The 12,505-nt window shown below is 67.9% G+C and carries 12 protein-coding genes; 10 read left to right on the top strand and 2 right to left on the bottom strand.

From position 1 onward, the window contains the following. The first annotated feature begins 462 nt into the window (after positions 1–462). The 10 genes from ACH4S8_RS37650 (at position 463) to ACH4S8_RS37605 (ending at position 10,608) form a co-directional block, all read left to right on the top strand. On the top strand, positions 463–1,911 hold the full coding sequence (locus ACH4S8_RS37650) for a hypothetical protein (protein ID WP_398402449.1): 1,449 nt from the start codon (positions 463–465) through the stop codon (positions 1,909–1,911). Between the two features lie 155 nt (positions 1,912–2,066). After that, a complete protein-coding gene (locus tag ACH4S8_RS37645) occupies positions 2,067–2,570 on the top strand; it encodes a hypothetical protein (RefSeq protein WP_398402447.1) in 504 nt (167 codons plus the stop codon). 13 nt (positions 2,571–2,583) lie between these two features. Next, entirely contained in the window at positions 2,584–3,114 is a 531-nt protein-coding gene (locus ACH4S8_RS37640; RefSeq protein WP_398402445.1) for a hypothetical protein, read from the top strand. A gap of 59 nt (positions 3,115–3,173) precedes the next feature. Further along, a complete protein-coding gene (locus ACH4S8_RS37635) occupies positions 3,174–3,539 on the top strand; it encodes a hypothetical protein (protein ID WP_398402443.1) in 366 nt (121 codons plus the stop codon). Next, a complete protein-coding gene (locus ACH4S8_RS37630; protein ID WP_398402441.1) occupies positions 3,539–5,692 on the top strand; it encodes a hypothetical protein in 2,154 nt (717 codons plus the stop codon). The genes ACH4S8_RS37635 and ACH4S8_RS37630 overlap by 1 nt, the downstream gene beginning before the upstream one ends. A 3-nt stretch (positions 5,693–5,695) precedes the next feature. After that, a complete protein-coding gene (locus ACH4S8_RS37625; RefSeq protein WP_398402439.1) occupies positions 5,696–6,370 on the top strand; it encodes a hypothetical protein in 675 nt (224 codons plus the stop codon). Then, on the top strand, positions 6,363–6,596 hold the full coding sequence (locus ACH4S8_RS37620; RefSeq protein WP_398402437.1) for a hypothetical protein: 234 nt from the start codon (positions 6,363–6,365) through the stop codon (positions 6,594–6,596). Before ACH4S8_RS37625 ends, ACH4S8_RS37620 begins: the two co-directional genes overlap by 8 nt. After that, complete coding sequence (locus tag ACH4S8_RS37615) at positions 6,593–7,255, top strand: hypothetical protein (protein WP_398402435.1); 663 nt, start codon at positions 6,593–6,595, stop codon at positions 7,253–7,255. The genes ACH4S8_RS37620 and ACH4S8_RS37615 overlap by 4 nt, the downstream gene beginning before the upstream one ends. 285 nt (positions 7,256–7,540) lie before the next feature. After that, positions 7,541–10,024, top strand: coding sequence for a C40 family peptidase (locus tag ACH4S8_RS37610; protein WP_398402433.1), 2,484 nt, complete (start codon positions 7,541–7,543; stop codon positions 10,022–10,024). Next, entirely contained in the window at positions 10,024–10,608 is a 585-nt protein-coding gene (locus ACH4S8_RS37605) for a hypothetical protein (RefSeq protein ID WP_398402431.1), read from the top strand. The genes ACH4S8_RS37610 and ACH4S8_RS37605 overlap by 1 nt, the downstream gene beginning before the upstream one ends. A 68-nt stretch (positions 10,609–10,676) precedes the next feature. On the opposite strand, the gene ACH4S8_RS37600 is transcribed toward ACH4S8_RS37605, so the two are convergent. Together ACH4S8_RS37600 and ACH4S8_RS37595 are read right to left on the bottom strand one after the other, a co-directional pair. Then, positions 10,677–11,642 (bottom strand): hypothetical protein, encoded by a 966-nt coding sequence (locus ACH4S8_RS37600; RefSeq protein WP_398402429.1) that lies wholly within the window; start codon positions 11,640–11,642, stop codon positions 10,677–10,679. Beyond that, a complete protein-coding gene (locus tag ACH4S8_RS37595; protein ID WP_398402427.1) occupies positions 11,642–12,451 on the bottom strand; it encodes a ParA family protein in 810 nt (269 codons plus the stop codon). Before ACH4S8_RS37595 ends, ACH4S8_RS37600 begins: the two co-directional genes overlap by 1 nt. Positions 12,452–12,505: the final 54 nt, after the last annotated feature.

Below are 12,505 nucleotides of genomic sequence, written 5' to 3'. Positions count from 1 at the left end.
CTTGCAAAGGATGCCTTGTGAATACCGCAAAGTGCACCTACTTGATCAGCCGAGTGTTTGACCTTGAAAGCAGGATTCCCGTACGGGTGCACGGCTACCGCTGTGGGGAGCCAGAGGCCGCTCCAGGGCACGGAGCGTGCTCGTACCACCTCAACCGGGCCTGCGGGCTCGTGCCGCTGGAATGGCCCGCCGTGTAGGCCCCAGGCGTGGGAGAAGCCCCCCGGTTCATGAGGCCGGGGGGCTTCTCTGGGCGAGGGCCGCCAAGCACCTCGCCGGTGGCACGTAGGCCAGCACTCGCCAAAAGTAGCAGCGGTTCCTGTCCGTCGCATCCGCTTCGCCCCAAGGGGTGACAGCTGACCGAAGCGACTGGTGGGTGGCATGCCCGATATCTCTTCTGCGACGTATACGCCGCCCGGCGTCTACGTCAGCGACGAATCGACACCGGCGGTCACTCCTCGCTCGGTGTCGACCTCTACCGTGACCATCTTCGGCCCGGCTCTGGGGTACGAGACGTTTTCCGAGGTCCTGGCGGTCTACTCGGCCTCGGGGACGGCCCTGTCCCAGAAGGGCGTCTACGCCACGGCGGTCGCCGGGCCTCCGGCCATCGCCGCACCGGTCGTGAAGACGCTGGCCGGTGTCACCATGACCTACGGCGACGACTACACGTTCGAGGTGGTGGCCGGTAGCGGCGGCGCCTCGACGGCCGTCACGAAGATCAAGCGCCTGTCCGCGACCGAGGAGCCGACGGACCCCTCTCCGCACGGTCTGATCGAGGGCCAGCAGGTCCGCATCACGTACGGCTTCACCTCGGCCTCGTACTACGAGCCCACGCTGCACGAGGACTACGACAAGATCGTGGCCATGTACGGGCCGCCGCTGGTGTCGGTGGCCCCGGCCAGCCCGACGGACTCCCAGGTCGCCTCCGCGCTGACTCTGGCCGCGAAAATCGCGCTGGAGAACGGCGCGGCCGACGTGCTGTGCGTGCCGACGAACCCGGCGGCCGGGGACTTCCGTACGCAGCTGTCGGCCGCGTACGCGAAGGTCGAGGTCGACTACCGGGCGCAGATCCTGGTGCCGCTGTTCGTGGACGGTACGTACGACACCGGCTCGGCCACGAACCTGGCGAACCTGCTGGCGGACGTGAAGAACCACTGCGAGTCGGCAGCGGCCGACGGCTACGGCCGGATCGCGTTCACGGGCGCTCCTGCGACCTACGACAACACCTCCGGGCACGACGCGCTGGCGATCCAGCAGTCGTCCCGGCGTCTGGTGCTGGCGTACCCGAACCGGATCCTGACCTTCAACTCCGGGGTGAACGCCTCCACGGAGGTCGACGGGTTCTACCTGGCCGCCGCCATGGCCGGGCGGATCGCGCGGAACCCGGTCGCCCGGGGCCTGACGCGGCAGTCGCTGACCTCGTTCACGGGCCTGCCCGCCACGGTGGCGCAGGCGATGACGAAGTCGTTCCGGAACAACCTGTCGAAGTCGGGTGTCTGTGTCGCCGAGATCAACCAGGCGAACCAGCTGATCGTCCGGCACGGTCTGTCGACGCAGATGACGTCGGTCCTGACCCAGGAGATCTCGCTGACGCGCATCGGCGACACCCTCCTGCAGATGGTCCAGACGGGCATGGAGAACTCGGGGCTGATCGGTGAGCCGATCACGGCCGAGATGACCACGAACGTGAAGTCCGCGCTGCTGGGCCTGCTGGAGCAGGCGGTGGGCGACGGGATCGTCGTCTCGTACGCGAACGTCCTGGTGCGCCAGCAGTCGGCGGACCCCTCGATCATCGAGGCGACGTTCAGCTACAAGCCTCCGATCCCGATGAACTACATCACGGTGAAATTCTCTGTGGACCTGACGACCGGCGACACGACGGCGCAGGAGCAGAACAGCACGGCGGCCGTGTAGACCCGGCGCGGCGGGCGCTGACGGGCCGTCTGCCGCGCTTTCGAGAGGACCCCGGGGTGAGGGCCCCGGGGTCCTCTGCTGTCTACCTCCGTGCCGACTGCTCAAGGGGTGAGGAGCGGCAGGAATCGCCGCCAGAAGACTGGAGGTGATCTGACGTGCCGTCAGGCAAGGCAAGGGTCACAGGATCCGGCTACTCGTCCTTCGTGTTCTCGGGCAAGCCGATCGCGTACCTGATCAGCGTCGAGGACTCGGGACAGCGGGCCTGGTCCGACAAGGGGCAGGCGTACAGCTTCATCCACCCCATGGGCAGCCGGACGCCTACCGAGATCGCGACGTCGCGCGTGCTGGCGGGCGGGACCTTGCAGCTCACGATCCAGGAGCTGTGGGACCAGGCCCACTGGGAGCAGATGGCGGGCATGGCCGGGACGAACAACATCGTCGAGATCTTCGACAGGTTGTCGAGGACGGCGAACTACGTCACGGCGCAGACGCTGATCAAGCCCCCGGGCACGGAGTCCAACCCGTCCAAGTGGCGCGGCAAGATCTACCACAACGTCACGATCGTCGACATCGCCGACGGCGACACCCTGACGGTCGGCGGCCTGGACGTCGCCAAGCCGGTGGTCTGCGCCTACACCCACTCCACCCGACTGCGCTGACCAGGAGAAACACGTGACCGACACCTACGGCACCTACGACCCCGCCGACCGGCCGGGTCGCAAGGCCGCCACGCCGGAGGATTCGACGCTGAAGGCGGAGGACGGCACGGCTCTGCCGTCCTTCGACCGGCGCCACGAGGAGCCCTTCAAGGGCCTGCTCTACCTCGGCTCGCTGACCGACCAGTTCTCCTGGCTGGGCCACGACTTCGTGATCCGCACGCTGGGGGTCGACGAGCAGCTGGCCATCGCCCAGGTGATCAAGCCGTACGTCGGCACCGGCGGCGGGGAGCAGCTGGCGTACGCCACGGCGCTGGTCGCGCTGTCCGTGGTCTCCGTGGACGGCGAGGAGCTGCCCACGCCGATCGCGGAGGACGCCAAGCTCGCCGAGTGGGCGCAGATGCGCTTCGCCTACGTCAAGGCGAACTGGTACCAGTACACGATCAATGAGGTTTTCCAGCGGTACCTGAAGCTGGAGGACACGGCTCAGCAGGTGGTGGGTGCCATGGGAAAAGCCTTCGCCCCGACGGCCTCGACCCCTGGCTAGAGCGACAGCTCAGGCTGGCCGACCGCCGGGGCGTTTTCCAGCGCCAGCATCTGTCCGGGGTGCAGAGCTTCGGGCTTGAGCTGCTGGTGCTGCTGGACGGCTGGGCGGAGAACGACGCGAAGACCGAGCAGCGCAACGAGCAGCTGCGGATCGCCCTCGTGGCGGCCGGAGTGCCCGTTGAGGACGTCTTCGACAGGCCCGAGCCGGAGCCGGAGAACTACGACGACTTCGACCCGGCCGAGGACGACGACCGCGACCTGGACTACTCGGCCGTGGACTGGGCCGAGAGCGCGTCGCCCGACGACTGGAGCCTGCTCCAGGAGCAGCTCGACAGCACGCGGGTCATGGTGCAGGGCGAGAGCGATGAAGAGGGGCCGGACGGGCCGGGTCTGCCGGACGTGGACTTCGACCGGGAGTGGCAGTAATGACGACGCCTCCGCCGAACGGCAACAGCCCGCAGAGCCTGACAGGCGCGCTGGCGCGGCTGACGATGCAGCTCCAGGCGATGCTGCACCAGAACCAGACGCTCAACAACCTGCCCTCCAGCGCCCGGCAGTACCTGACGCAGGCGCGCCAGCAGATCCTCGATCCTGCCGCGCTCCTGGGCGGTCAGGTACCGGCGCCGACCGTGCCGACGGCCCAGTGGCTGAACCAGACGGCCGCGTCGTTCCTGAGCCAGGTCGTACTCAACCAGCCGAACCGGGGCACCGGCCGGACGACGTCGGCTCCCCCCGGGCCGACGCCGCCGACGGTTCCGGCGACGCCTCAGCAGCCGGGCCCGGGCCAGATGCCCTTCAACCCGTACATGATGTGGGGCATGCCCGGCCACATGGGCATGGGCGGCAGCGGCGGCTACAACGGCCCCTACCCGGGCCTGTACCCGGGCCCGCTGGTGGCCCCGCAGCAGTCCGGCGGGGTGGGCGGCGGCAACGGCGGTGCGTCGACGGGCTTCGGATCCTGGGCCCGTCAGAGCGCGCCCACGCTCGGCGCGTACCTGGGTGGCCCCTGGGGCGCGGTCGCGGGCGCGGCTGTCGCTGCGGCCACGCAGATCCCGGCCGAGGTCCGCTCGCAGCGTGACAAGAACGCGTACTACCAGTCCATCGAGGGCGGCTCGAACTTCGACGGGTTCGCCGAGCGCGCCCACGAGGAGGCGTACCGCTGGACGACGTTCGGGGTGCTCTCCTCGGACGAGGCGCGCAAGGCGTTCAAGGGCGTCACGAAGCTGGGCTACAACTCCAAGGTCGAGGGCGGCATCGGCCGCCAGGACGCGCTGAACTTCATCTACCACGGCAAGACCCGGCGCGGCGCCACGGTGGACGAGTCCCTTCAGACGCTGCAGGTCAACAGCAAGAACGCGCTGGGCAGCCTCAACGACCTCAACGACGCCCTGAACGCGGTGAGCGACAGCGCGGGCAAGGCCGGGATCAACGCCCAGTCGGCGCGCGCGGAGTTCACCCAGCTCATGGACACGGCGATCAAGAGCGGGTACGGGTCGGCGTCCACGGAGGCCGCGCGCCAGGAGCAGGACCTCAAGAACTCCTACGGCCGGTCGTTCCAGGACGTCGACGCCTCGGGCCGTCTGTCGCAGACGCACGCCTACATGGCCGCGTCCATGAGCGGCATCTCCGTCTCGCAGTACCTCACCGGGGGCCAGCAGACGAAGGCAGGCGCCGACCAGGTCGTGGACCGGGCCGCCGCGAAGGCCGCGCTCAAGCCGGGTGTCGAGGACTGGATCAAGGCGCGGGTCAAGGCCTTCGGGGGCAAGCTCGACGAGGAGCAGGCCACCCAGGTCGCCCAGGAGATGCTCCAGCAGTTCTACCCCAACGACCCCTACGCCCTGTCGGCCGTCGTGGGGTCGCTGTCGGGGTACTCGAACCTGGCCCAGGACCCGGTCAAGGCCGCCACCTGGCTCGTGCAGCAGTACAACGGCAAGGGAGCCCTGGCCACCGCCAAGGCAGACCAGAAGACCACCAGCAAGAACAACTCGGTCCGGGGCGGGAAGACCACCGTCGACACCCCGGACCAGGAGCAGCACGGCGGCTTCCTCGGGTTCGGCAGCAGCAACTCCAAGGCGTGGGACGTCTACTACGACTGGATGCGCGAGAAGGGTCACGGCAAGCTCCAGGAAGACCCGGTGATCACCAGCCTGCTGAACAAGATCCACGGCGACGACAAGACGAAGGTCGAGGTCACGACCAAGGGCGGCAAGCGGGTGGTGTCGCTGGCCGACGCGATCAAGAACCACCGCAACGAGCTGGCGTCCGGCAAGGCCGTCATCGTCGAGGGCGACCAGGCGGGCAAGTCCGTCGCCGACGTCCTGGGCCGAGGCGGCGTCGACCCGCTGCGGGACTTCTCCAAGGAGGCCAAGAAGGCCGACACGTCCGGGGAGTCGTTCTCGAAGTGGGAGAAGGGCGGCAACGCCAAGGAGCACAGGGCCCGGCAGAACTTCCAGCTCACGCTGACGCCGGACGCCCGGCGCCTCCTGGCGGTCATGGACTCCACGGGGGTGGCCGGATCCTCGGCGACCTCCACGCCGCCGCTGAGCCCGTTCGCCTCCAACCCGAGCTACCAGGAGTAGACCGTGGCCCTCGCGTCCCTGGGCTTCGACGGCGGCCCGCAGCTCTTCTTCCGGATCAACCCCAGCAGCATCAGCTGGGGCTTCGACATCCACAGCAGCGTCACCCACACCGTCGGCGGCCGGGTCGTGCAGATCACCGGCTCGACCCTGCGGGACCTGACCGTCATCGGCTACCTCGGCGAGGACCGGTCCGCCGGGCCGTCGCCCGACGACCTGCCGGACCACGCCGGTGTGAGCTGGCGCATGCACGAGGCGTTCCTGGCCCAGTGCAGGAAGATCATGCTCCAGCAGTCCAGCGACGCGGGCGAGACCGGGAAGATGCACGCGCCCGCGATCTTCAACTACCCGCTGCGGGACTGGCGGTGGCAGGTCTACCTCAAGAGCGTCGAGGACATCGACGGCGACGCCAGCATCGAGCACCGCACCGGCAAGTACAGCCACGGCTACCGGCTGACCCTGTTCATCGTGCAGTCCGGGTCGGCCAGCCTCGTCTCGGCCGGGTCGTCGAAGAACGAGATCGACGCCGCGCAGGCCAAGGCCATCTCCTCGTACATCGAGCGGATCAGCGAGGGCATCGGCTGGAGGCAGAGCCAGTACAACGGCGGTCTGTCCGACGCCGACTCCAGCACGAAGGACAGCGACAAGGGCCAGAAGGACGAGGACAAGAACGATGGCTGATCAGTGGGGGGCCGACGTCCCCGTCTCGATGCCGCAGCCGCTCCCGGCGAAGCTCGGCAACACCGTCCCCATGGGCGGCTTCGTCATGACCGAGAACGGCCTCTTCCACGACCTGTCGGCCGCCGACCACGCGCGGCTGTCCCGGCCGTCGTTCGCCCCGTTCGACCCGGCCAGCGAGCAGATCCGCCCGGTCCCGGACCCGGCCGATGACCGGGAGCACCTGTGACTGACACCCGCAAGGGGCTGAACTGCGTCCTGTTCTACCCGGTCGGCAAGAACGTCCGGTCCTTCACCGTCAGGGTCGACGCCATCGGCCACGGCCTGACGATGATCGCCGACGAGTCGAGCGCCCGGAACGCGCGCGCCTACTACCCGCACCGGGTGGCCCCCTCCCGGTTCTACATCCGGGTGCTGCTGAAGGGCTTCGGTGAGCGCAAGGCGTTCTCGGACTGGCTCCAGGGCTACGCCGACCACGTCATGAACCCGGGGCTGGCCGTCGGCAAGAAGTTCCCCGACATGCGTGTCCTGGTGCCCGCGCGGAACTTCGACCGCAACGGCGTGCCGCTGACGGGCTTCGAGTGGGGCGACGTGATCGGCGGGATGCTGTGGACGCCGACGATCGTCTTCGAGACGACGGGCGAGCCCCAGGACACCGACAGCTGGACGACGAGCAAGTTCGTGGCGGCCCAGGACCCGGACCTGAAGTACTTCTGGCCCATGGGCACCCAGCTCGGCGGGAACGCGGTGCCGTCCGGCAACTACAACAACATCATCGACGGCTCGGACGGCGGCTCCGACTCCGGGCAGGAGCCCGTACCGGCCCCGCACGACTCCGGCAGCTCTCCCTCGTCCGACATGGTCAACCGGGACGACTACGGGGGATGAATGGCGCAGCGCCAGGCCCCCGGTCTGCCCCGGGACTCCTGGCGCCACTTGCAGCCACCCACGGCAGCTGCCTGCCGCCCTCGTAGGGGTTTTGCGCGGCTCGTGGTCTCAGAGTAGGCGGCCGACGGGCCAGGGCCAAGAAAACGGCCCGCCCTAAGATCTTCGGCACGGGCGGGCCGCTCAGCCCGGATGTAAGGCCGACACCGACGAAAGGGTGCTCGCCCACCGTAGCGGTGCTCGTGTCTCGGTGTCCGCCATTCGCCCCAAGGGGCGGAGGTGGTCGTCTTGCCGAGCCTGGTCATTGCTCCAGGGATCAAGGTCTACATCGCGACCGAGAACCACGGCATCATCGACGTCTCTGACGATGTCGTCGACGGCGAAATGGTCCGGCGCTCGGACGGGGTCAGCTCGTTCCGTTTCTCGCTGCAGAACGTGCGGCGCAAGTACGACGGCGTGCTGTCGCCGAACGACCGGATCGCCGTGCAGATGAAGCGGCTGAAGTGGGTGCAGGTCTACACCGGCTACCTGAACAAGGTGCCGCTGGTGACCGCGTGGCCCCGGGTGGTCCAGGTGACGTCCTCGTGCTCACTCAAGCGCCTCCAGTACTGGTACTGGGACTCCCACGCCGAGGCCTCGCAGACGATGGTCAGGCAGGCGCTGACGGACGCGGGCAAGGAGTCCGGAGTCTCGGACGGCGGCATGACCAACGTGGTCCTGACGATCCTGAAGAAGGTCGTCGGCTGGCCTGCGTCGAAGGCCCACATCGCGCGGATCCCCGACGGCTGGTTCAAGGTCGTCGAGACACTGGCGAAGCAGATCAACGCCGAACTCGACGACGCCGACAAGATCGCGCGGACTCTCCTCGACTCGCTGGGTACGGCCTCGGTCGGCGTGGGCGGCGCCGACGCCTCCTCGCTCACGGGCAAGTACGGCGGCTTCAACAGCAGCGAGCAGAAGAAGAACGGCGCGACGATCTACTCGGTCGGCAAGCAGAAGGGCGGCAGCAGCCGGGACTGCGTCATTGCGATCATGACGGCGATGCAGGAGTCCGGCCTGGTCAACCTGGACAAGGGCGACCGGGACTCCCTCGGCCTGTTCCAGCAGCGGCCGTCGCAGGGCTGGGGCACCAGAGAGGAGATCCTGAACCCGGAGTACGCGGCCGGGAAGTTCTTCGAGGCCCTCTTCAAGGTGAAGAACCGCAACACCATGGAGCTGTGGGAGGCCTGCCAGGCCGTCCAGCGCTCCGGCCTGCCGCGCGCGTACGCGGCGCACGAGAAGCCCGCCACGGAGATGGTCCGCGACCTGGAGAAGGGCAAGACCGGCGACAAGAGCACGGACGACCTGAAGTCGAAGCCGCAGGGCACCATCTCCGGCCTCACGCTGGCCCAGGACGCCGTGAACTTCTGCCAGAAGTACCCGAACATCCCGTACACGCAGCAGTACGGCGGGACGCAGATGGACGTCCTGACGGCGAACCCGCCGCCCGGCCTGGACTGCTCCAGCTTCGTCCAGGCGATGTACCTGCGGTCGATGGGCAGCCTCTACGGCCTGCCGCGCACCGCCGCGCCCCAGTACTCCTTCTGCAAGTCGGTGTCGGTCGAGAAGGCCCTCAAGACGCCCGGGGCGCTCCTCTTCAAGGGCGGCTCGCCCGGCGGCATCTACCACGTCGAGATGTCCCTGGGCGACGGCCAGAACACGGTCGGCGCGCACCGGCACGGCGCCAAGCCGCACGACGTCGGCGTCAACGAGCCCGCCTCCGCCTCGTACTGGGACTACGGCGGCTTCCTGCCCCGGGTCGCGTACACGACCGGCGCGGGCAGCGTCATCTTCGACGGCACGAGCGGGATCGAGGGCGCGGCCTCCTCCACGGAGCCGGTCGTCGAGCTGGTCACGGGCGCGGACGCGCCGGGCTACAACCCGGACGATCCCTTCGACAAGATGTTCGGCGACAACGCCTGGGTGCCGATCTCGACGGCCGACAACGACCCGAACTACGCCATGGCGCAGATGCTGGCGGGCCCGCGCGCGCTGCTGAACGACCAGCCGCTGCTGCCGTACCTGAAGAACATCTTCAACTCGACGATGCGGAGCTTCTCCAGCGCGCCGAACGGGGACCTGATCGCCTGGTACCCGGACTACTACGGCATGTGGGGCGCCGCCGCGAAGATGGTCATCGAGCCGATCGAGGTCCAGGACTTCGAGGTGTCCTGGTCGGACGATTACATGGTCACGCACCAGTTCGTGGTGACGAGCCCGAAGGGGTCGAACAACACCTTCGACCCGGCCACCGGCACGGTCACGGCGATCACCCAGGATTACGTGGCCCAGTCGGCCATCTTCACGACCGGCGTGGTCTCGGTGGACTTCCCCGGCGTGTGGAAGGCGCTCTTCGGCATGGATATGACGGAGAAGCAGGCCAAGGCGTACGCGGACAAGATCAAGAAGCGGTTCGGTGCCCGGCCGGACTACCAGCAGCTCCCGGGCCTCGTCGGGCCGAAGGCGCAGCTCTTCAGCGCCATCTTCCTCTTCATGCGGCAGTTCGCGTACCAGTACCAGGCGTCGGTGCCGCTGACGTTCATGCCGGAGCTGTACCCCGGCATGCTCATCCAGATCCCGGCGTTCAACTTCCAGGCCTACGTCACGACCGTGACGCACTCCTTCAAGCTGGGCAAGGACGGCTACTTCAACACGTCGGTCAACATCGCGGCCCCGGCCCGCCTGACCGGCGACAAGAAGCTGCTCGGACTCCCGATGGCAGGTGGCAACTGATGCGCAGCGCCTCGACGTACGGGCTCGCCTGGTCGCTGAAGCAGGTGACCTTGCGGGAGGTGAATCTCGCGAAGGGGCTGGCGCTCGGGATCGACACCGAGGGGCAGTACGTCGAGATCCGGCTGACCATAGTCCGCACGGGGATCGCCCCGAAGGTCGGCCAGAGGTGGCTGGTCGACCGCGACTTCGGGGACTGGCACCTCACCGCGCTGCTGCAGAGCACGCAGCCGGACCTGACCGGCGGGGAGTGGCTGCCCCTCACCCTGTCGAACGGCTGGGTCGCCTCCGCGACCGCCGGGGACCCGCCACCCCGGGCCCGGCTGAGCGACGGGTGGATCGAGCTGTCCGGCATCATCAGCGGAGGTACTGTCCCGGCCGTGGGGTCCGACCTTGTCATCGGATCGATCCCTGTCACGCTCCCCGCCCGCTACAAGGGCAACGCGGTCCTGGCCAGCAACCTGCCGGGCACCAACGGCTTCATCCGGGGCGGCCTGTTCCCGAACGGGGACATCACCATCCGCGTGTCCGCGACGTTCACTCCGAGCTGGATCGACCTGACCGGCCTGAAGGCCCGGGTGACATGAAAAAAGTGAGACCCATGGGTCTCACTTTTTTCGGTCCCAGACTGAGACCCATGGGTCTCAGTTTTGGGCTATCCGGCGATCTCGGCCGCAGCCTCCCAGGCCCGCCTCAGCTCATCGACGTACTGCTTCACGGCCTCGGGGTCCTTCTCCTTCGCGTCCCTGAGTACCTCCAGGGGCAGGATGCGGTTCGTGCGCCGGGCCTTGGAGAGCTGGTCCACGACGCTCGGGCCCGTCTCCGAGCCGGTCTCGATCTCGATGATCTCGGTGTCCTTGCCCAGCATGAGGACCCTGCGGGCTGCGACGGCTCCGGCCGAGGTGACCTTGCCCATCCGCTTCATCTCGGCGAACTGCTCCCGGAGGAGCTGCTGGCGGGCCGGGGAGACGTCCGGCTCACCGTCCGGCGTGACCGGGATCTCGCCCTTCTCGTCCACGATCGTGGAGTACAGCTCGCGGATGGTGCGCTCGTTCAGCGCACCATCGAGCATGTCTCCGAGAATCCTGTAGATGGGGACCGCACGGCGGAGGCGGTAGATGTCCTGCGCGGAGAGCCCGAGCGGCTCACCGAACTTCGCGACGGACTTGAACCCCGCGTCCCTGAGCCGGGTGCCCTGAGTGACCCACCACAGGTACTCACCGGCCGATCCGATGTACCCCTGCTGCAGTTGTCCCAGACCGTTCTCTAGCCCCCTGTTGGCCCGCGCGATGCCGCGCCGGGCGGCGCCGATCTGCTCCAGGGGGTCGGCGTCCGGCGAGGGCCGGATGAACTCGAAGGGGTTCTCCTCCTCGGAGGCCTTCGTGATGGCCTCCAACGCGGGCACGTGGACGGCCTCGTCCGCCTGGTGTGGAACCTCGACCTCGGCCGGGGCGCTCGCGGCGGCCGTGGCGGCCTCGGTGAGCGCGTCGTCAGGCTCCCCTCGGCGGGCGGGTGCTACTTCACTGGCCGTCACGCCTGCGGTGGCCTGCTGAACACGCCTCTCGCGCGTGGTCAGCTTCGGGGCCGTCTTCTTGGTGGCGGGAGCCTCTACGCGGGGCATCAGCTGATCACTGCCTTCATGCCGTGGCGGAACAGGTGGCCCGCCTCTTCAAGGTCGGTGCGCCTTGGGGTCTCATCCCAGGAGCGCGGATATTCCGGGGCGTCGCTGATCTCGAACTCCTCGCCCACGAAGCCGATGTCGATCTTCTCGCGGATGTCGCCGTCGATCTTTGCGGCCATGATGGCCTCGACCACGGGCCGGGCGTCAGCGGCCAGCGTGTTCCTGCGGGTGCACTTCACCATGCACACGAAGACCTTCAGACGAGCCTCGTTGGCCTTGCCTCCACGCGCAGCGGTCTTGGCTGTCGGCGCAATGCGGTTCCACTCGTAGCCGGACGGAGCGAACGGGAGGAAGACCATGTGCGCGGACTTGCACAGCTCCCAGTACTCCTCCTTTCCGGCGCCGCCGGAGTCCACGAGGATGACGTCGTAGGTGTCACGGAAGCTGTCGATGACGTCGTCAAGGTCGGGATCGTCCTCGGCCTTGGTCTTGCAGTCGTAGGTGACCAGGTCGAACGGGACCTTCTCCGGCTCCGGGTTCCCCTCGTCATCGACTCGGGCCTCGCGGACCTTGTACCAGTTGTCGATGCTCTGGCTGTTGTTGTCCGTGTCGATGACCAGGACCTTGAGGCCGAGGATCACCGCCAGGTAGAGGGCGAAGAAGATGGTCATCGTCGTCTTGCCGGTGCCGCCCTTGAGCATGCCGACGCCGATGACGAGACAGCCGTTGTCCTTGACCCAGGCCTTGATCTCATTCTGTGATGCGAGGAGCTTCTTCATTTGCTGCCGGGGCAGCGTGGAAGTTCTCACGAGTTTCCTTCCCTGGCGGGCTGTGGTGTGCGGTACATCCTGCCGCAAGATCAG

The sequence above is a fragment of the Streptomyces sp. NPDC021080 genome (genome assembly GCF_044333225.1).
Taxonomy (GTDB): domain Bacteria; phylum Actinomycetota; class Actinomycetes; order Streptomycetales; family Streptomycetaceae; genus Streptomyces.
This window is presented reverse-complemented; position numbering and strand designations above follow the sequence as displayed.

Bases quoted from the DNA above. Each gene is read 5' to 3' on its own strand.
- ACH4S8_RS37630 (WP_398402441.1), top strand. From the start codon at position 3,539: ATGACGACGCCTCCGCCGAACGGCAACAGCCCGCAGAGCCTGACAGGC.
- ACH4S8_RS37620 (WP_398402437.1), top strand. From the start codon at position 6,363: ATGGCTGATCAGTGGGGGGCCGACGTCCCCGTCTCGATGCCGCAGCCG.
- ACH4S8_RS37600 (WP_398402429.1), bottom strand. From the start codon at position 11,642: ATGCCCCGCGTAGAGGCTCCCGCCACCAAGAAGACGGCCCCGAAGCTG.
- ACH4S8_RS37605 (WP_398402431.1), top strand. From the start codon at position 10,024: ATGCGCAGCGCCTCGACGTACGGGCTCGCCTGGTCGCTGAAGCAGGTG.